Here is a 20,812-nt window from a genome sequence, read left to right on the forward strand (position 1 = left end):
ACTCTTTTTGATCCATCACTTCTTAAACAAAGGAAAGATAACTTTAAAGGTCTGCTTATATGCCCCAAATACTCTATGATCACACTCGAATAAACGCCGCAGAATTGCTTCAACATTCTGATTTAATTAATAACATCCTTTCAAGAACTCTTCGTTATCCCAATGTAAAAAAATTAGCTGGTTCTAAATACAATAACGAAGATGTCTTTCGGGCAAAAACAGATAAAAAAAATCGTCTGATTTATACCTACATACTTCATAACGAGAACAAAACCTTGTTGATATTAGCCCTTAACGATCATAATTACGGGCAGGTTAAACGGCAACTTCGCAGTAAAAATCCAGGGAATATTAGGCTAATCACAATCGAAGAGGATCCCTATAAGGATGCACCAGAACCCACATCCGACAAGCTATCAGTGACTCCTGCTGTATCCTACAATAGATTAACCTTGGCTTTGGATGACTCCCAACAAAAAGCCATGTTGCAAAAAACACCATTAATACTGAATGGGCCACCGGGTGCGGGTAAAACGGTAATTTTGTACAATCTGATGCTGAAAATCCTTAATGCTTATTCTTTAAGTTTAAATTCTGATCTGAACACCGACACAGCAGAGCAGCCCGCCACAGCCCCAGTATTGTTCCTCTCCCAGTCCGAACATTTGATAAGCTCTTTAAAAGAACAACATCAAGTCTATCAATCTAAAGATACCTCTGGCGTTTTATTTACGACGTGGCAGTCATTGTTGATGCTCCATCATCCTGATTTAAAATTAATCGAGGATAATGAGTTTTCCCTTTGGTTAAAAGACAAACTTCCCAAAGAAGCCAGTGATGTCATTCATTATGAATTCAGTTTGATTGTTGCCCTGGGAACCAAAAGCTACATGAATCTAGGTAATCGACAATGTTATTACTCAAAAAATTCGGACATGCAAAATAAATTAATTGATTTACTTGCGCGTTGGCAACAGCATCTGAAGGAACATCAGCTTCTCGATCCAATGGTCACTCGAATAAATCTCCCCCAAAATCACCAATTCCTCAGTGTTTTTTGTGATGAGGCACAAAATCTGCCGCCCGTAGCACTGTGTGATTTAATCTTATCAGCAAAAGATCAGCGTTTTGTGGCCTGTCTCGACAGTGAGCAATGCCTGATTTCCTCTCCCTACATTCTCAGTTGCCTAAAAGAACTCATGCATCAACACTACGGTGCTTATTCAGAACAACCTTTACCTAAAACCTGGCGATGCCGTCCCAAAGTAGCTGAAGTTGCCAATACCCTCATGCAAGTAAAATACTCTTTAGATGGTGGAGGAAAACGGCGTAACTACCACAGCATTGAATCAATGCACTCCAGCGGAGGAATGGTAAGCTGGATAAATTCCTGTGGCATGGCAAAAATTCGTGAATTTGGCACATTAACTGGAACTGTTGTGATTGCTGAACATCTGGAATCCGGTGATCGGGAATTTATTAATAATCATTTAAATACCAATCATATTTTGACTGCCAAACAAGCTATTGGCCTTGATTTTGATCGAGTGATTTTATGGAAACCCTTTTCAGGAAATAAATGTTTTCATGAGTTGCTGCAAAAAATAAAAAAACCTGGCAACACCGAGTTAACTCTGGAGCAATGGAATACATTAAATGCCTTATACGTCTCGATTACTCGCTCTCAGTCCGATGTATTCGTCCACGAACCAAGTAAACGATGGATGGAGCTGGGAGAGCACTTTTTAGGTCAGTTGCCCCTGAATCAACTAAGTGCCTCAATACAAGAACAAAACTCTGAAAATGAACAATTAAAATGGGAACACGTGATTGAACATCATTTATCGGAAGGAAGAATAGCTGTCGCCAGAGAACTGATGCACTTTCACCTTAAGCTGGACTCGACTGCCATTGAGGAAAAAATAAATGCGCGGAAGAGTGTTCCGTCATCAACTGCTGTTTCTACTTCGACTCCAGGCGAAATCATTCCTCAAAAAAATGATCTGCCAAAAGAAAAGGCCCTGGACACAAATGCCTCGCCAAAAAAAACCAAATCATCATCTAAAAGAAAAAAGCATAATAAAAAAAATTCAGCAGCCCAAACTAAACAGTTATCTCCAAACAAGAATCAAATACCAAAAGACAAAAGCAGTATTCCTCATGAGAGCAGCATAGCCCTTAAACCGAGTACTGCGGCTTTGAATTCGCCAAAGATATCTCCATGTGACGCTTACATCCATTCGCTATTAAACCAATTAAACGAAAAATCCATTATTAATCTTTTTAAACACAAATCAGCAGCCAAACTTTTATTTCAACACCCACTCAAAGACGGGACCTGCTTGTTCACAAAACTCATCAATAACCCGACCTACAGAGATTTGATTTTTCAACTGATCAACAAACATTGGAGTGCCCTATCCAAGGCGTTCACACCGGAGATCCTCTGTCAAACCAATCCTCCACAAGACATTCCATCCATTATGATCTTCGCATTACATCCAACGGGTCGTTTAATACTGAACATGGTATTGAACTGTCACAGCAATCGGGCTCAAGACATCAAACTCAGCACTTTAACTTATATTCCTAAATCGGATGCAATTGCTCATAATAATGCATCTACTTTCTATTGGCTCTTGGCTTATATTGATGGTCGAAAATTTGTAAACAAACTTTTAGATTTAAACCCTGAACTGGGAAAAAATCTTGATGATACATTTTTGAACTACTCGCCCGGACCAAAAACAACTGGTGCTGGGGAAATAATCGCACCAATATACTGGATTGCAAGTTCTACCATAGGATTGACCTTATTTACTAAATTACTAGCTCAAAATCCCAGGTTAGGACAAACGATTTCCGGAAAGAGTTTGTGTAGAAAACGCACCATCCCGAATAGCATTGAAACCAATTCTTCAGCTTTATATTGGCTTACTTCATCAGCACTAGGACGAGAGGTATTAAATGTATTATTGGATCTCAACTCCCAATTGGCTCAAGAAATAACAGCCAAAGCATTATGTCGACCACTTACTCCGCATGCAGAAATCAACGCCAATATTTCAGGACTATTCTGGTTATTTTCAACTTCTGGTGGTCGAGTAATTCTGGACCGATTATTGACTCTTAATCCCGATCTTGCGAAAGGAATCAGTGGGGAAGCTTTATGTAATCGACGAGCAGTCTCAATAGGTAAAAACGCCCACCACTCCCCTTTATCCTATGCATCCAGCACTCCAGAAGGAATAGCGTTAGTCAATAAATTATTAGACCTGAATTCTGAATTAGCGAAAGAAATTAGTGCGGAAAGTATTTGTTACATCCTGCAACAAATAGAAGAAGATGACTCCAGTACATCCATTTTTTCTGTACTTACCAGCTCTCCAGCAGGTCGCCAATTACTCTTGAGGTTAGTCGATGAAAACCCGGATTTAGCTAAGGGAATAACAGGGAACACTCTATGTGCTGCGCTGAATTCAAACGCTCGTTTTAATCCAAATACATCACCACTATACTGGCTTTCCGCTAATACTGATGGTCGCGTATTGCTTAAAAAACTATTAGACAATAACCCCAATCTGGCCAAGGAAATAAGAGCTAAAGAATTATGCCAGATTCTCAAGGAGCCAACTCAAGCTAAATTAGATACTTCCCCACTATTTTGGCTTTGTGGACAAAAAGATGGGAGAGATATGTTAAAACGATTAATTGAAGTCAATCACGAATTAGCTCGGTCCATTACTGCTGAGGCTCTATGCCATTTTGTTAGTTCTCCCGATGATCCAGAATATAACTCTTCCCCATTATTCTGGCTCGCCGCTAACTCTGATGGACGAGAATTACTGAATCAATTATTGGACCTTAACCCCGATCTGGCTTTATCCATTGACAGCACTGTTTTATTTCTTGAACGCCCTTTAAACGCTGTTCCAATGCAAGGCAACTCATCTTTTTTCTGGTTATTAACCGATGCAGAAGGCATACGTGCTCTTACCAGGCTATGCAAAACAAATCCATCTATAGCTCAATGCCTTAACAGAAAAATCCTGTGTACTGCTCGCCCACCGGACGTATGTACATTCGCCAATATTTCACCTCTGTATTTATTTGCCAAGCACGGTAATGGGCAAATACTTTTTTACCAGATATTAAATGAAAATCCGACTTTGATACAAGCCATCACAGCCGATGACTTATCTCTGATGATCGAAACAGAAGATAATGGAGTCAGTGCTCTTTCTGCGTTGTATTGGTTCTCAAACACGACATGCGGACGCACCATTTTACTTAAATTATTAGAAAAAAACCAAGCGATTGCTCAAGGTATTACTGCACTCGCTTTATGTAACCAAAGAGATGCTGGTATTGGTAAATACGCCAAAACTTCCGCCTTATCCTGGCTATCTACCTCGGCTTTTGGCCACAAAATACTGAACATTATCCTGGAACAAAATCCATCAATTGCAAAAGAAATTACCGAAGAATTTCTTTGTCAGGAATGCAGTGTAGCTGTTCAAAACAACTTTAAGGCATCTCCTTTAAGTTTACTGTTGAAATCGAAAGATGGAGAGCAATTCCTTAATCAACTGGTTAACAATAATCCTGGCCTGGAGATTATTATCAACAAGCAAAAATCCTTAAATGATGAGATAAAACCAGTCACTCCATTGTCCTTTTTTTCTCACCAGGATAATCAGATGAACAACACTCATTCTGATTTAAACGAATCTCCATCGACGAACACCCCATCGGGTAACACCTCTTGAAGAACGCTGAACAGCAAGGATGCTTTTTAAATAAAAAACAAACCTGGTTTCGCTTGCCGTATCTCGTATATACCAGGTGATTCTGCTAATTTAAAGGCATCATTCTGCTCATGGATTGTTGTTCTTCGACTTCATTCTCTTCATGCTCAAGCATCAAGGGTGTCGACCCGACATTACTCTGTTCGGGTATCGACACCGGTACAGAAAGGGTCATTAATTGTCTATTATTCTTTTTTTCCTGCAATAACTGTTTGGCCAGATAATCTTGTGTAAATCGCAAATATCCAGCTAAAAGACTAAACCGACCCAACTCTGAAGAATTCAAACATGCGCTAATGTAATTAAAACAAGCCTCTAATTCCCATACCTTATCTGCTTCTAACCACGCAATAATGTTCTGAAGCAAAGTACATTTCTCAAATTCTTCTGCACTCATTGCATTTTTGCATGTTGTAAAAAATTGTAACAAGCATGATGGTTGATTATTTTTAAATTTGCTTTCTCTTTCATCCATGGAATTCCAGGCTTTGATTGCTACTGAATCATTTTGTGCTAGCTGATCCATGATGTTTTTGATACGAAGACGATTAGTAAAAACCTCGCCAAATTGGGTAACGATATTATCCCAAAACATCATATTTACATTGTAGAGTTTATTAAGCAATCGGTTTTCAAGAATTAACTGTGCACGGACAGTACGCAAAATCCCTGAAAAAATACTGGTAAAATCAAAATCTGGAGCACTCAGTTCCAGATCAATATAATTTAATTCCTCTATTGTGGTCCAATGAGGATGACTTTCAAGTGTAGTTATCAATCGTCTTGCCAACTCACGTTCCTGTTCACTAAACAGATGCCGAATGTTTAAATCACAAAATGCATGAGGAAAAAAATCTGCCAAGTTGACAAAGGGAGTTTTGTTCCACAACTCTACCCCAATGCTATTGCCCTGGATCATAAGTCGTACAATTTTTCTTGAGGTATCGTCTAATGGATATTGGGCGATAATGTGTTGCCAAAATGTCTCTTTAAGTTCATTAAGCTGAGATGCAAACAAAGCATGCTGATTTTCTGTCGTATGAATCTGTTGGCGTTGAAATGTAACCTCGAAATTAGGCTCTGGTTGCTTTCTGATTGCATTCTGCAAATCATAATGCAAATCGATTATGCTCCCATTTAATAGATATGCCAGTTTTTCAAGGATTTCTTTACCTGTTTTCGTAGTATTCAAATATTGAATGTCTCGGAAATCAGTCACTTTTTTCTGAAAAATATTCAGGAGTGATTGATCTTTTTCCGTTAGTTCTTTCAACTGAGCATCTTGAAATGAAAACAAATAACACTTTATCCCCGCGACAAGAAAACTGATTAATTCATCATCTCTTTCAAGCAAAAAATTGAGTGCAATATGTCTGGATTCAACAAAAGGGCAGCAAAGCTGGCTTAAGAGGGATGAATAAGGTTGTTCTCCCACTTTACACAAGTGCTCGATAGTAATTAAATCACATAACTCCGGGTAGTATATCAATAGATTGATTAAATTTTGAGAATCCAGCCTCCCGTTAGATAACTCGTTGGCCAAGTATAATCCTGGATAAGCTTCGTTGCTTATGCGCTTCATAAACCCATCCCGGTGGGTTCTGCCTGAGGAACGTTTATCTGTCCGCATTCTTCTATTCTGTTGTGGTGAATGCCTGGTACTCTGAGTTGCAGGAATAGTTTTAACCTGTTGGGTCATCGTATCGGAGGCTTGAACGGATAACGAGACGGGTTTCACAATCCTGGGTTTGTTTCTGCTACCTCTTTTTTCCCTATAGGAAGGATGCATTTCATCAGTTGTTCTGTCGGAAAAGAGACCCATGGTACTCACAGAAGCGACACTTCCAGAGCTTGCCGAAGTAGATGAACTCGAAGCAACAGGACCCTGAGTACTTAATATACTGGTGGCCATCAACCCTGACTTCTGGATAGAAGCAGAACATGGAGTCTTGGCTTGCTTTACAAACTCTTTGAATTCAATCGGAGTTTTCTTTAAGTACTGGATGTATATTTTCCTGGCAAGAGCGATTTCATTTTTGCTGATGAGTTTTCTAATTAAATCCAACCATTTCTCTTCAGAATAACTTTGTTTATTGAGTTCTATTTTAAACTCATCAGCAGATTGCTCTGCAGATTTCATGGCATTGATTACATAACCGAATTTATGTTGATGAGGTTGTATGACTATAATTTGCTGCTGAGCACGCGTTGCTGCGGTAAAAAATCGATTTAATGGAGGGCCAAACTTAGGATTACCTACTCCATCAGCAGGACGATTTGTGGTAGAACTACTGGCTACATAAGAACGTTCTGGTTTACTCAGTATTTTATTTGCTTCTTCCAATGCTTTATCTTCAGCCATTCGGAATAAAACAACAACAGGAAATTGTAAGCCTTTGACCTGATCTACAGTGTAGATTAAATCCGTCTTGAAAAAAATTCTTGCTTCTTCGATAAACTCAGGCAAAGTAATAATAATTAAATCACTGCTGTGTGTTGCCTCCTGCAAAGCAGTCTGCACCGCTTCAGGTACTCTATCAAACCAATGAACCGATCCTAAAGTGCTGTTTTGTTCCACAGTCATTGGCAATTTGACGTATTCAAGATTGTCCGCGCGGCCACCAATTAGTTTCAGACGCAAATCCAATATTCTATCCACCAAAGATTGAGCGTTTGGAAACACTCTGTAGGAGCAGGGTAATTGAATGTGCTGTGCTTTGATACCAATCCTGTTGCCTAGTCGGTATAAATGCTCGTGGATGAAAGGACCAGATGACTGGCTGTCTTCCAAACTTTGATGAGAATCCCGGCAAAAATAGATCTGCAAAGCTGGACTTGTTAATCTGGTTATATCCTGAATTTGAGACTTTGAAAAATCCTGACTTTCATCGACAACGACCATGTCGAATACTTCATCTGATTTTAAACGATAAAAAGAAAGATCAATGTGATTAGTATGTTTCAAATAGGCGGCATAGTCTTGAAAGGCTTGATATAGCCAGGGACGATGTTCCTTTGTAAATAACGATTGATGTTTTTCACCCAGTCTCTCATAGGCTGACTGTGTGTAATTTTTCTCAGTGCCAAATTGGGTATCAACATAATCCGAATACGCGGCTGTTGTTCTGAATTCTTGATATACATTCCTTGCATCTAAGACTTCTTGAGGCAGATGATGAGTCTGTTTTTTATGTCTCTTTTGTTTTGACTTATTGTGCTTGCTGTTTTGAGTTTTTAACAAGTGTTCTTTTGTATTGCAATAACCGGCATACCATTTGGCAAAATGCTTTTGCCCAACAACTTTTTTAGACTCCGTAGCGGGATCCGATTCATGCACCAATTGTAAATAGGACTTAAAAACTACTCGGCCAGGAGGACTGTCCAGGGAGGCAGGTAAACTATTATATAAAACCTCCATATGACTCACTAAAGCAGGAGAAGACGTTAAAAAAAGAATTTTAGTTAATTCTGCCCTTGCATTGGTGATTAATGAAAGTGAGGCGCATGATTTTCCAGAGCCAGGTGGCCCTTCAATTACGGCTGGTCCTTTTGCAAATTTGGCGTGCTTTTGCGAACTGTTTAAAACAATAAATTCCTGATCATAGTACTCAACCGGGGTATACCGTCGCTTTTCCGTTAAATTAATATCCAAAGAGATTGGAAACTCATCGATGTCCATAAACTCTTCTTCAAAATCAACTATCGCTACCAAATCATTGTGATTCTTTTCTAAAAATTGATTTAACGTTGCTGGATTATTTAAAAATTTTGATTTTTTATAATCATGATTAGGAAGCTCTTCCAGAAAAATCAGACATTTCTTTTGATTGATAACCCGAGATGTAAATAATAATCGACCACTGTAGCTGGTACTAAGGCTAAAGACTCTATGATGACGCATTTTTTTCAGCGATAAACCAGCCCCCTGGAGTTCGCCATTTTTTAATTGATTAATAACCTCTACATATTTATCGGCGATGGCTTCATCAATGATAAGACCATCCCAATAAAAAATTTCGGTAGTCATCAGCTGGATACTCAAAAATTCACGGATGACTAAAATACGGTATCAATATTAAGCGATACTTAAGCGAGGGACTTAATTTTCAATACCGACTATATAAAATCCTAATCAAGTGCCTATAAAATGGCCATATACTCAGACAATCAGATTGATGGTCTATAGAAGTATCCAGGAAACTATTCCTTAATCAATCGCCTGACGACTTCCTGATCGGAAAATACCCGTTTTTCTGAACCTATTTGTTGATAGGCTTCATGGCCTTTGCCAGCAATAAGAATGATATCGTCCTTTTCTGCGCCCTGTAATGCATGTGCAATGGCTTCTTCACGGTTAATTAATTTGATAACCGAAGCAGACGATGGAATTCCCTGTGCAACCTCTTCAATGATTACAGATGGATCTTCACTTCTGGGATTGTCACTGGTAATAACAATTTTATCCGCATAACGACTGGCCGCTTTTCCCATAACGGGTCGTTTTGATTTATCCCTGTCTCCCCCACAACCAAATATGACCCAAAGCCGCCCTTTTTTTAATTGATTTAACGTCGTGAGTACGTTTTCCAGAGCATCAGGAGTATGGGCATAATCCACTAGAACGTACGGAGAATTTGCCACAATTTCCATACGTCCAGGTGCCGCGTTTAACCGAGACATAACTTGGGCGACGTTGCCTGCTGCGTAACCGCTTGCCATTAAACTGCTAAACACAGCCAAACTGTTATAAATATTAAACTGTCCGAGAGCATTAATATTCAATTCATGCATTCCCCAGGGAGAATGCACTTCAATTGCTGTTCCATTCAAATCACTATGCCATTTCACTGCTTTGACATCACAAGAAGAACCCATGCCGTAGGTAATTTTTTTAACATGCGGCATGATGGAACGGCTCATTAAATGCTGGTACTCATCATCTTGATTTATGATAGCCCATTGCAACTCTTCTCTGGCAAACAGCATAGCCTTTGCTTCGCCATATGCCTGCATGGTGTGATGATAATCCAAATGATCCAGGGTCAAATTGGTAAACAATGCCTGATTAAAATCAATACTATCAACACGATGCTGACTTAAAGCATGGGATGATACTTCCATAGACACTTGCTTTATTCCCTGTTGTTGATATTGGAATAATAATTTTTGCAAGCACAAGGCATCCGGCGTGGTATTGTCCAAGGGTTTGAGCTCGTGCACCGTTCCTTGACCTATAGTGCCAATATAAGCTGATTTTTGCCCAAGCAATTCATGTGCTTGAGCCAATTGATAGGCAATTGTCGTTTTACCATTAGTGCCAGTAACTCCAGTAACGGTTAATGATTTACCAGGTTCCTGATAAAATCGTTTGGCAATCGGTGCTAATTGAGCCGCTAAATGAGGTACAGGCACACAAGGCACTGATACAGGCAATTTAAAGGTAGCGGGCAGATTATCTGGATCATAGACTACGGCAACGGCTCCTGACTGAACTGCTTTATCAATATACAGACGACCATCCGACGCGGCTCCAGGATATGCAATGAACAAGTCCCCTTTCTGAATTAATCGGCTGTCATTCTTAATATCATTCAGTTCACAGTTGCTTATTTCCTGCTGCATCCAGGGTTTTAATAATTGATTAAGTTCCATGAGCCTACGCCTCATTCTGATAAATAGTCAAATTTAGAATAACCTGAGCATAAGGAAATCCTCTACAATGATCCCGTACAAACGGCTCAAGCTGCCCAAACATCGTTTCGCGTGAACAGACAGCCTACATTATCCAACCGGATCATCAGTAGGCACATTAAATAAACGCAATGCCCCGGACATCACTTTAGCAAACAACGGAGCTGCGACTGCTGCGGCATAATAGCCCTTTCTTGTCGGCTCATGAATAATAACCACCACAACAAATTTGGGCTTGGATACAGGAGCTATACCCATAAAACTGGCTGTATATTTTCTGTCTTTATAACCATTTTTTCCGGCAATACGAGCGGTTCCGGTTTTTCCTGCAACCCTGTAACCTGGTACCCGTGCACTCTTTCCTGTACCACCTGTACCTAAAACAGCCTCCATCATGAGAAGCACTTGCTCAGCGGTCTTAGGCTTTATCACCTGCACTCCGGGTGTTGGTGTATCATTATGTATTAAAGTAACGGGAATTAATTGTCCCTTGTTAGCAAAGATTAAACTTGCTTTCGCTAGCTGAAGAGCAGTAACAGAAAGACCATATCCAAAACCCAGGGTTGCCAAAACAAAGGGATTGGCGTCTTTGGCTTTTACGATTGAACCTTCACTTTCACCAGGATAAGCACTTTCAGTTCTTTGCCCAAATCCACTGCGTTGTAATAATCCAATCAATTGCTCCGGGGGACTGGCCAATACCATTTTAGTCACCCCGACATTACTGGAGTGTTGCAATACTCCGGTTACATCCAATACACCATAATTATGAATATCACGAACGGTACGCCCATGCACACTCATCCAGCTTGGATTGGTATCAATAATAGTATCAGGTGTAAAAAGCCCAGTTTCCAGTGCGCTGGCGATACTGAACGGCTTAATTACCGAGCCTGGCTCAAAAGTATCGGTTAAGGCTCTGTTTCTGTAAGTGTCCTTATCATAACGGCCACGAGAGTTAGGATTATAGGATGGGACATTAGCCATAGCCAAAATTTCACCATTTTCAGTATCGAGTACCACTACAGAACCCGATTTGGCTGCAAATTCCTCAACGGTTTTGTGCAATTCACTGTATGCCAGATATTGTAATCGTCTATCAATACTCAAGGATAATTCATGACCAGGGCGCGGTTCTTTTAACACCCCTAACTCTTCTATGACACGACCCAGGCGATCTTTAATAACTCTTTTCTTGCCTACAATGCCCATCAACCAATCCTGATAAGCCAGCTCTATACCCTCCAGTCCCTGATCATCAACATTAGTAAATCCTAATAACTGGGACATACTATCGGAATCTGGATAATAGCGTTTAAATTCCTTTTGGAAGTTAACGCCCGGAATTTTTAGCGCTTCAATTTTTTTTGAAAGAGGAGGCGGTAATTGCCTCTGTAAATAGAGAAACTCTCGATTTTGAGCATCGACCACTTTTCTGCTTAAGGCTTTAGGACTAAAATTCAAGTATTTTGCCAACTGCATGAACTGCTCTTTGTCAGGAGAAAATTCTTTAGGATTCACCCATACAGATTCAACCGGTGTGCTAACTGCAAGAGGAGTACCGTTTCTGTCGGTAATCATTCCTCGATACGCGGGTATATCAACTACCCTCAAACTTCGGGCATTACCCTGTCCTTGTAAAAATTGCCTGTGTAAAACAGTCAGATCGACCATTCGCCAAATCAAGATAAGCAGGAGTATGGAAAAAAAAACAGCAACAGTAATCAGTCGAGCTAAATGATGTGTTTTTTTCATAAGTGACTACTCAAAAAAAGTATTTTGAAGCACAAATACATCCATATTGCGCGTGTTGTTATTGAGTAGGGAGTGTACATGAAGCCTTAAAATATTTCGAGGTGATTTTTCTCTTAATCTTAAGCTCATGTACGTACTCAGCTCTTCTTCACCATGAAGTGCGGTGTTCATTGCGCATGTAAAAAATAGGTGTTTTTGGGGTTTGGCAGAGTCATGCCCAGTTTTTCTATTGCCAACTCTTCAACTCGAGCAGGAGTTGCCAGACTGGCTTGCTCTAACAACAACTGCCCCCATTGTAATTGGAAAAAATGAGTTTGTTGTTCTTCCTGTTCTACCTGACTGAGCGTTGACCTATACGAGTTCGTACTATAAATCACTGCCAAGGCACTCACTAACACGGCAGCTAACAATACCATCAGCATATATATTGATTTAGACATGTGAATATCTGCCCATTGACCATTGAATAAATTACCTTGATTTATTACTTTAGCTGCAGCATTCATGCTAGTTTCTCCCCTATCCTAAGCACCGCACTTCTTGATCTGATATTGTCTTTTAATTCATTTTCTTGTGGCATTATGGCTTTACCTACGCGTTTAAATCCTGTCTTAAGTTGCTCGTATTTTACAGGTACTTCAGGCGGAGGCCTGTGCCCCTGTTCTTTATCTCTCATAAACTGCTTTACTATACGGTCCTCAAGCGAGTGGAAGCTGATCACAGCCAATCGCCCGCCGGGAGCCAGAACATCCAGACACTGTTCCAGACAACTGATCAGATCGTCCAGCTCCTGGTTTACATGAATACGAATCGCTTGAAATACTCGAGTCGCAGGATGCTTGTGCTTTTCCCATTTTGGATTTGCTTCTTTTACTATCTCTGCCAATTGCAAAGTCGTTGTAATAGGTTTAATTTTTCTCGCCTCAAGAATTGCCCGGGCAATTCTTCCTGCAAAACGTTCTTCTCCATACAACCTGAAGATTGAAGCCATCTCATCAACTTCAGCTTCATTAACAAATTTAGCCGCGCTTACTGCTTGAGTGATGTCCATACGCATGTCTAATGGACCTTGTTGCATAAAACTGAATCCTCGCTCAGGATTATCGAGCTGTGGAGAAGACACCCCCAAATCAAGCAATATGCCATTAACTGAGCCAAGCACTCCAGCTTCTGCGGCAAAATCCTTGATTCTTGCAAATGACCCGTGAAAGATATGAAAGCGTTTGTCCAAACCAAAATGATCTTTTGCATATTGAATTGCATCGGGATCTTTATCTATGGCAAACAACCTTCCCTTATCATTTAAATGATTTAATAATTCCTGACTATGCCCCCCACGACCAAATGTTCCATCAAAATAGATTCCGTCAGCTTTAATAGCCAGACCGTTGATGGATTCGTGTAGTAATACTGATTGATGCGCTGCCATTTAGGTTTCCATTACAAAGAAAACGTTTTCATTTCATCAGGTAATCCATCGGTTCCGGAGGCTTCATCAGCCAACCATTGTTCGCGTTTGGAATCCCAAAGTTCTTTATTCCATACTTCAAATTTATTACCCTGGCCTATCATCACTACGTCTTTTTCCAATTTTGCATAATTTCTCAACACTGTAGGCAACAGCACACGGCCATTAGCATCGACTTCAACATCAGTAGCATGACCAATTAGCAAACGCTGTATCCTTCGAGCAGCTGCATTAAAACTTGGTAGTTTTTGCAAATTATCTTCAATCACCTGCCATTGAGCCGCAGTGTAAAGAAGCAAACACGTTTCTTCAGTATCAATAGTCACCACCAAAGGAATTTTGTCCTCTGCACCCAAAGCACTTCGGTAACGAGTTGGGATGGCCAACCGTCCTTTAGTGTCTATGGTGATGCTATTTATTCCACGAAACATGATTTAGTCCCAGGTGGTGGAATACAACTACTCCACATTTTTCCACTTTTTTATTATTTTACCCCACTTTTATACACTATAGAAACACATTTCTTCACCAGTCAAGCCGAAAACCCACTTTTTGGTATATTTATTTGATATTTTAATAAACAAAAGCTGGTGATGTTCAAATTTATATGTGAAAGATAAAAATGAGAGCACAAATTAAAGTCAAAAGGAGATTGAATCGAACAAGGGTTGCTGTCGCAATCATTATATCACCCTATCCCTCTCCCCCACACTTCGTGTGAAGGGGAATGATAGGTTAAACAACAGGAGCCTGTTTGCTAGCAACTGTCTCTTAATCACATCTTGCCCACGACCAACGGATTTGATCGCATAACCAGGATGGCTGTGCTAAAACATGAGATCCCGCGGTCACGGCCACGGGAATTCGCTTGATATGTATGTACATGCTGCATTTCGAATTTCCGCGGCTGCAACCGCGGAAACCAGAATGTAAAACAGAACTGATTTTTCGACGATGTGTATAAGATTCAGTTGCAAGCAAGCGGGCAAGTGCAATTTGGACTGGAAAGAATCCTTTCATCAATCAACAAGCTATACATTCATCAAAGATGCCAATCGAATCCCCTGAAGCACTAAATCAGGAACCAGATGATCATACAAATCCTGTTTATCAAATAATGAGGCAAAACCTCCTGTAGCGAGTACTAATGCTTTTTTTCCAGCAAAGGATTCCTGATTAATTCGGTGTATTAACTCTTTGCAAGCACCTAAAACACCGTAATACACTCCAGACTGAATGCTTTCGATGGTAGAACGCCCAACGACACTTTCAGTTTTAATAATTTCAACGGAAGGTAATTTGGCGGTATTATTTGATAACGCATCAACAGATAATCGAACTCCTGGCAAAATAGCTCCCCCAAGATACGCTTTTTGAGCGGTAATCACACAAAAAGTAGTTGCTGTGCCAAAATCGATCACGATAATATTTTGATTGGGATAAATGTGGGTTGCTGAAATTGAATTGGCAATCCTGTCCGCACCTACCTCTATTGGATTGCGGTATTTGATATTCAAACCTGTTTTAACCCCTGCTTGTAAAAAAAAGGGTTCTGATGAGAAATATTTGACACAAGCTGCTCGCAATGAGTAATCTAATTGAGGAACTACGGAACAAATGCCAATTTGTTTAATTCTGTCTGGAGAACAATTATTTTCACGCAGAACACTTTTTAAAAAGATACCCAACTCATCGGAAGTGCTCACTTTAGAGGTATGTCGAAAACGAAGCTTTATCTCGTCGCCATCAAAAACTCCACCATATATGTGAGAATTTCCAACATCAATACATAAAATCATTATAGCGTTCTACCCTGAATAAAAAAATCACGATAGTATGATGTGGTTCAATTATTATCAAGTCCTGATACACTCGTATAAATACTCACTGGACTTACGAAAAACCCTGAATAGAGGCAAAAGCCCAAAAAAAAGCCCTGTAAATTACAGGGCAGTAGTGGAGAAGCGTTTATATTGAATCTATTCTTAGTATGGCTTAACAATTACAGAAGTTCCAACATCAATAAAATTCTGATTCAACCATTTTGCAGCGCTGGGTAACACCCTGATGCATCCATGGCTTGCATTGTAATTAGGTACTTCATAGGCTGCATGTATCGAGTATCCGCCACTAAAGTGCATGCAATAAGGCATTTTCGCACCGCCCCCTGTTTCTATAGGATAGATGCTGGATTTGCAATCTTCCCCTTTTTTCGAATAAACCTTAAAGGTACCTGTTACCGTTCGACACGATCTGCCCACGTCTTCACAGAAATCTTTTCCTCCTGAAGCGCTTCCAGTTTTCACCCTGTTACCCTGAGCATCATAGGCTGCCCATGCTGTAGCTTTAGGATCAAACACAAACACTTTTTTCCCGGTAGGCTCTCTTTTTTCAGGAAAATAATTAGCGCCCTTATGATCTGATTCCATACTCATAGTGTAATGAGTATACCCCGCATCATCGACAATAGCAGTTGACCTATCCATGGAAGCACAAGAGGCCGCCAAAGCACAAACAGGTACTAACAGTAGTTGTTTTTTCACTTTATATCTCCCTCTTTTTTTTTATTGTATCGGGAGATTTTGAAATAGGTTTAGCTTTTTTGATAAAATATTTTAACTATTTGTATTTTTTGTGATCTCGAAGCTCACTTAGTAGGCTTTTTTGTGCTTCTTTAGGAACCATGCTGATTAGAACCAGAGCCAACTGCCTATCTGAACACTCAAAGCATCCACCGCGTGGAGGCATTGCATTAAAACCTTCATCAGTGTGCATAAAAAGAACGTCAAACCCTTGCTTCAATCTTATTTTCCAATCGGCTTCCTCACCGATTCGTGGAGCACCGAGTGAAATCAAGGGTTTTTGAGCATGGCAGTTGGCGCAATAATGGCTATAAATCTGTTCGCCCTCATCTTTTGCCCCTTCAACTGACTTTAAAAAATCTTGTGGATGATGGCTCTCGGAATAAGCCGTTCCAGTAAACACGCATAAAATCAACAGGTAGACAGTGAAATAGTCTCTCATGTTATACTCCTGAAAATTGGCGTAAATATTGCTAGGGATTCAATACTCATAATAAATGAGTCAATAAATAGAAAAAGGATTCATGTTGTGAAAAAGAGCATACTAAGTGTTTTAACATTTTTTGCAAGCTTCTGTTTATATGCAGACCTGAGCCAATCGCTCGATTTAATAAAAAATAAAATTGAATCACATGTTTTAAATGAACTGACCACCTATACCGAAGGAAAAATTGAAGTACAAGCAGATCAACTGGATCCACGCTTAAACCTCAGGGCTTGTGCAGAAAACAAACTTGAGATTTTTAACCCGTATAAAACCCCCATGCTCAATACCAATACAATGGGGATCAAATGTTTAGAAGAAGACAATCATTGGACCTTATACGTTCCCGTAAAAATTAGCGTTTTAAAAACAGTATTAGTTGCAAAGCGGGCATTGGTTAAAGGAAGTCGAATCACGAGCAATGATCTTTATCCAATGGAGATGGATGCCCAAAAATTAAAACAAGGATATTTTACTGACCCTAAAGAATTAATTGGACTTATCTGTAAGCATGATATAACCCCGGATAGTCCCCTTAACTCGTTTAATATTGAATTAGCAAAGCTGGTTCATAGAGGTGATCAGGTGACCATCGTGGCAACGAATGACTATTTAACAGTGAGTATGGATGGGATTGCATTGGATGAAGGAGTACTTGGTGATTCGATTAAAGTAAAAAATCTGTCCTCAAAACGAGTTATAGATGCACAGGTAACTGGGGAAAAAAAAGTAGCCGTTGTTTTATAGTTGAGATACTACAGCTTTAATCTCTCTGCTTAGCAAGGGAAATAGAGATTATCGTAAACTCAATTATAACGCGCCCCTGGACAAATATGGTTTATGTGAAAAAAGGCAGTTCACTGCGTTAATGATGCCCAAATCACTGAATAAACAGCTTTTAATGCCTTAAGTAATTATAAAGATTAAAAATTAACCGAAATTTACTAAAGAAATCGCAAAAGGAGCCGATAACAATGTTAAACTTGAATGAGGATATTAGTATGGTTAACCATATCAACGATTCGGCCAATATGAAATCCATTGATTCAGATAGTCGTCTGAAAGCCAAGACTCATGACGCACAACGTTCTGCCCCTGAGAATACAGCTGTATCTACTGACAGCGTCAATCTCAGCGATACCTCAAAGCAATTAGAAGCTCTTAAAGCGTCACTCAAGGATGTACCTGAAATTAATGAAGCACGTGTTTTATATTTTAAAGCAGAAATTAATTCAGGCAGCTATCAAATCAACAGCAGCCAAATTGCGATGAACATGTTGAACTCTGTAGAAATGGCTTAAATATTAGGATGATTTAATGAATAATAATAACAATGCAAACAAGCTGATCGGGCATTTAGAGCAAGAAATTAACTGGATCGAAGCGCTTAATATACTATTGGCCGAAGAAAAAAATGTTCTGAGTACAAGGCAATTTAATCAGCTGGAAGAACTGGCAGAAAAAAAACAGGTTCTGTCTACAAAACTGGAAGAAAGTGCCAAGCAAAGAATAGATCTAATTAACGACACACATCCTGAGTCTTCCCCCAACCTCTCCCTACAAGTATTTTTAAAAAATTGCTCTGTAATTGAAGCAAATAAAATAAACACATTAAACACAAAACTGATAGAACAGCTATCCATCTGCCGTGACTTAAATACGATAAACGGTCAAGTAATTGCTAGTAATATTTACACGCGTCAACAAATTGTCAACGCGCTGTCAGGAAATAGAGTAGAGGCGACTAGTATTTATACCTCCAGCGGTGATCTGACCTCCTCGAACAGTACAAATCATCACCAAAAAGCGTGATTTTCAATAAAATTGTGTTCTATTGAATGAATGACAGTTATAAGTATATAGAGTAAAAATACTCAAGTAGATGGATATATATGTTACACCTTTATATTCACCTGTTACTTTCAAACTTTCAACCTGAAGTCATAAGGATTAAATAATGAAGACTCTGATAACTTTATTGTAAAGCGTTAAAGCATTTTTGGTGTGGGTCTTATTAAAATATAATCTATTGATAAAGACTTCGATGCAGTTGATCATCAGCCAATGAGTGCAAATGCAACAGAAAAGTGTGATTTCCATTGAAAAAATACAGCGAATTCTTTTAAATCAATAATTTTTAAATATGATTCATCAGTTGTATCTATTGATTCATCTTTAAAAAGCAATCATTTATTTTCTAAATGACACAATTTAACCTGATATACATCAAGCTTGAATTTTTTAACCATAAATTCCCAAGTTTATGCCTGAGAATTGAAGGAGCACTCTGAAACATTTTCCAGCTCATCATTTACGTTGTTATCAATTGACTGTGAAGAATTACTTGATTGTCCTGGAGCGGTAAAAAAAGACCATGTATTTTGGTGTTGAGGTTTGCTAACGTCCTTAATAAACGATTCAACATCTGGGTTAGAATTACAATTGAATGCTCTTTTGATGGGTTCGACCACAAATATTTCGACAAAAGTTAACAAAACAGATACAGGAATAACAGGAATTAAAAGTAAATAACTTAACAAGAAAACAAAGTTATATTCGTTAGCAAACCAAAGTGTTGCTTGATAAAAATCAAAACCCAAAGTATGGCAATAGCGATTTTCTGTTTCGATTATATTGAAAATATCTCGTAAAACTTCCGGATCTATGAAATTCTCGTAAACGTCTATCTTTTTATTATGTACTTGGCCAGGATGTCCCGGCCAGGCAATCCCTTTACTCACATCATATCGCTCAATGATGATCTTGGTGAAATCCTCATTAATTGAAATTTCGCAATATTTTCTTGTAGCAGTCCAATGCCCAAATTCTTCTTGATGAGAAATACGTAAAAATCCTGTATTACTTTTTCGAGTGAAACCTCTTAATGAGGTAAATTTTAAAACTTCATCTATAAACGCTTTATCATCAAGTTTATTTTCCAAATCATCAAAATTAATTCTGCTCATTATGCCAGTGTCTTTTGCTATTTGATCCAATACGTTCATTTTAAAGTGTCTTTGATTTTCACCACGCAGTTTTTCAGAAAGATTATGTAAATCAATATGTTCAAGTTTACCGACAAATTGATTTTCATTAAAATCCTTAACAATATATTCACCATTATTTGCTAATATTATGGTTCCTGAACAAATGTCATGAATGCCCTCTATATTATCCACCGCTTGAAAATTATAGTTAGTCCAAAGTGAAAGAGTGCCAACTCTCCGTTTTCCACCAGGACCGATAACTATAAAATATTCTAAATCCGGATTTATATAGATAGTTCCCGGTTTGATCTGCACATTTTCTTCTGATTGAATTAGTTCAAGTGTATATGGGAGATGCGTCTTTACTTGCATGCTCTCACCTATAAGATTACGAAATCCATGCGTCAAATCAAATACACTTTTATTAAACGAGCGTTCTGCCAAGCAAAATATTTTCATTGCAATGTACTTTTTCAATAAATCAGGATTTTTTTTAACTTCGCTTATTTTAAAGCCATTACAAAGTTGCTGACGTAAACGAGGACTGGATTGTTCTGAAAAGAAAAGCTGACAAGCCTGAGTCATTTGTGATTCTGTAGTTGGCATGATTTGTTCCTTTTTTACACAAGACAATTTTTAATAATTTAACGCTTAATACAAAAACCTAAATCTATATATTTTAGTTATTATGCACTTGCTGCTACAAACTGTAGATTCCCGAATAGATAGCTTACTGTGCATTTATGGCGAAAACGTCCCAGAAAAACACATCAAAACCAGATGTTTTTAAAGTATTTCTTAATTGTTAAATACCAATACGCCGATTATTATTGTACAAAATAGATATTAAGCAACCATTAACAATTCATTGGAATATCTTATAGACAATATTGATAATTCGTATCAGATTATCTTTATCAAAAACTCTTCATGTTGTGCCAACGATCATCATTAAATGAAGGCTTGGCTTTGAGTGCAGGTTGCACGATCTCTCGACTAAAAAAAGCGGAGTGTACATCAGGTACATGAGCATTTTT

Annotated in this window: 14 protein-coding genes; 4 read left to right on the forward strand and 10 right to left on the reverse strand. The window is 38.8% G+C overall.

The window, feature by feature from the left end; translation table 11 throughout:
- Nucleotides 1-59 precede the first annotated feature (59 nt).
- A complete protein-coding gene (locus G543_RS0108905; RefSeq protein WP_028384215.1) occupies nucleotides 60-4,769 on the forward strand; it encodes a hypothetical protein in 4,710 nt (1,569 codons plus the stop codon).
- An 85-nt stretch (nucleotides 4,770-4,854) separates the two neighbouring features.
- On the opposite strand, the gene G543_RS0108910 is transcribed toward G543_RS0108905, so the two are convergent.
- The 9 genes from G543_RS0108910 to G543_RS0108950 all read right to left on the reverse strand — a co-directional run bounded on the left by G543_RS0108910 (nucleotide 4,855) and on the right by G543_RS0108950 (nucleotide 16,746).
- Entirely contained in the window at nucleotides 4,855-8,835 is a 3,981-nt protein-coding gene (locus tag G543_RS0108910) for a hypothetical protein (protein WP_028384216.1), read from the reverse strand.
- Nucleotides 8,836-9,008: 173 nt separating this feature from the next.
- Nucleotides 9,009-10,460 (reverse strand): UDP-N-acetylmuramoyl-L-alanyl-D-glutamate--2,6-diaminopimelate ligase, encoded by a 1,452-nt coding sequence (locus G543_RS0108915; RefSeq protein ID WP_028384217.1) that lies wholly within the window; start codon nucleotides 10,458-10,460, stop codon nucleotides 9,009-9,011.
- 129 nt (nucleotides 10,461-10,589) lie between these two features.
- Nucleotides 10,590-12,254, reverse strand: a complete 1,665-nt coding sequence (locus G543_RS0108920) for a peptidoglycan D,D-transpeptidase FtsI family protein (protein ID WP_028384218.1) — start codon at nucleotides 12,252-12,254, stop codon at nucleotides 10,590-10,592.
- Nucleotides 12,255-12,421: 167 nt separating this feature from the next.
- Complete coding sequence (gene ftsL, locus G543_RS0108925; RefSeq protein ID WP_028384219.1) at nucleotides 12,422-12,760, reverse strand: cell division protein FtsL; 339 nt, start codon at nucleotides 12,758-12,760, stop codon at nucleotides 12,422-12,424.
- Nucleotides 12,757-13,683 (reverse strand): 16S rRNA (cytosine(1402)-N(4))-methyltransferase RsmH, encoded by a 927-nt coding sequence (rsmH, locus tag G543_RS0108930; RefSeq protein WP_028384220.1) that lies wholly within the window; start codon nucleotides 13,681-13,683, stop codon nucleotides 12,757-12,759. Before rsmH ends, ftsL begins: the two co-directional genes overlap by 4 nt.
- Before the next feature lie 11 nt (nucleotides 13,684-13,694).
- Entirely contained in the window at nucleotides 13,695-14,153 is a 459-nt protein-coding gene (gene mraZ / locus G543_RS0108935; RefSeq protein ID WP_028384221.1) for a division/cell wall cluster transcriptional repressor MraZ, read from the reverse strand.
- A gap of 600 nt (nucleotides 14,154-14,753) precedes the next feature.
- Nucleotides 14,754-15,521 (reverse strand): type III pantothenate kinase, encoded by a 768-nt coding sequence (locus G543_RS0108940; protein WP_028384222.1) that lies wholly within the window; start codon nucleotides 15,519-15,521, stop codon nucleotides 14,754-14,756.
- A gap of 186 nt (nucleotides 15,522-15,707) precedes the next feature.
- A complete protein-coding gene (locus tag G543_RS0108945; RefSeq protein WP_028384223.1) occupies nucleotides 15,708-16,265 on the reverse strand; it encodes a L,D-transpeptidase in 558 nt (185 codons plus the stop codon).
- A 76-nt stretch (nucleotides 16,266-16,341) separates the two neighbouring features.
- Nucleotides 16,342-16,746, reverse strand: a complete 405-nt coding sequence (locus G543_RS0108950) for a c-type cytochrome (protein ID WP_028384224.1) — start codon at nucleotides 16,744-16,746, stop codon at nucleotides 16,342-16,344.
- An 87-nt stretch (nucleotides 16,747-16,833) separates the two neighbouring features.
- On the opposite strand from G543_RS0108950, the gene flgA reads away from it, so the two are divergent.
- The 3 genes from flgA to G543_RS0108965 all read left to right on the forward strand — a co-directional run bounded on the left by flgA (nucleotide 16,834) and on the right by G543_RS0108965 (nucleotide 18,600).
- Nucleotides 16,834-17,535, forward strand: a complete 702-nt coding sequence (gene flgA / locus G543_RS0108955; RefSeq protein WP_028384225.1) for a flagellar basal body P-ring formation chaperone FlgA — start codon at nucleotides 16,834-16,836, stop codon at nucleotides 17,533-17,535.
- A 227-nt stretch (nucleotides 17,536-17,762) separates the two neighbouring features.
- Nucleotides 17,763-18,089, forward strand: a complete 327-nt coding sequence (gene flgM / locus G543_RS0108960; RefSeq protein WP_028384226.1) for a flagellar biosynthesis anti-sigma factor FlgM — start codon at nucleotides 17,763-17,765, stop codon at nucleotides 18,087-18,089.
- A gap of 16 nt (nucleotides 18,090-18,105) precedes the next feature.
- Nucleotides 18,106-18,600, forward strand: coding sequence for a flagella synthesis protein FlgN (locus G543_RS0108965; RefSeq protein WP_028384227.1), 495 nt, complete (start codon nucleotides 18,106-18,108; stop codon nucleotides 18,598-18,600).
- 449 nt (nucleotides 18,601-19,049) lie between these two features.
- Here G543_RS0108965 and G543_RS0108975 read toward each other — a convergent pair whose 3' ends face one another.
- A complete protein-coding gene (locus G543_RS0108975; protein ID WP_028384228.1) occupies nucleotides 19,050-20,381 on the reverse strand; it encodes a hypothetical protein in 1,332 nt (443 codons plus the stop codon).
- Between the last annotated feature and the right edge of the window lie 431 nt (nucleotides 20,382-20,812).

Source organism: Legionella moravica DSM 19234 (genome assembly GCF_000423305.1).
Classification (GTDB): domain Bacteria; phylum Pseudomonadota; class Gammaproteobacteria; order Legionellales; family Legionellaceae; genus Legionella; species Legionella moravica.

Bases quoted from the DNA above. Each gene is read 5' to 3' on its own strand.
- G543_RS0108905 (WP_028384215.1), top strand. From the start codon at position 60: ATGCCCCAAATACTCTATGATCACACTCGAATAAACGCCGCAGAATTG.
- G543_RS0108910 (WP_028384216.1), bottom strand. From the start codon at position 8,835: ATGACTACCGAAATTTTTTATTGGGATGGTCTTATCATTGATGAAGCC.
- G543_RS0108915 (WP_028384217.1), bottom strand. From the start codon at position 10,460: ATGGAACTTAATCAATTATTAAAACCCTGGATGCAGCAGGAAATAAGC.
- G543_RS0108920 (WP_028384218.1), bottom strand. From the start codon at position 12,254: ATGAAAAAAACACATCATTTAGCTCGACTGATTACTGTTGCTGTTTTT.
- ftsL (WP_028384219.1), bottom strand. From the start codon at position 12,760: ATGAATGCTGCAGCTAAAGTAATAAATCAAGGTAATTTATTCAATGGT.
- rsmH (WP_028384220.1), bottom strand. From the start codon at position 13,683: ATGGCAGCGCATCAATCAGTATTACTACACGAATCCATCAACGGTCTG.
- mraZ (WP_028384221.1), bottom strand. From the start codon at position 14,153: ATGTTTCGTGGAATAAATAGCATCACCATAGACACTAAAGGACGGTTG.
- G543_RS0108940 (WP_028384222.1), bottom strand. From the start codon at position 15,521: ATGATTTTATGTATTGATGTTGGAAATTCTCACATATATGGTGGAGTT.
- G543_RS0108950 (WP_028384224.1), bottom strand. From the start codon at position 16,746: ATGAGAGACTATTTCACTGTCTACCTGTTGATTTTATGCGTGTTTACT.
- flgM (WP_028384226.1), top strand. From the start codon at position 17,763: ATGTTAAACTTGAATGAGGATATTAGTATGGTTAACCATATCAACGAT.
- G543_RS0108965 (WP_028384227.1), top strand. From the start codon at position 18,106: ATGAATAATAATAACAATGCAAACAAGCTGATCGGGCATTTAGAGCAA.
- G543_RS0108975 (WP_028384228.1), bottom strand. From the start codon at position 20,381: ATGCCAACTACAGAATCACAAATGACTCAGGCTTGTCAGCTTTTCTTT.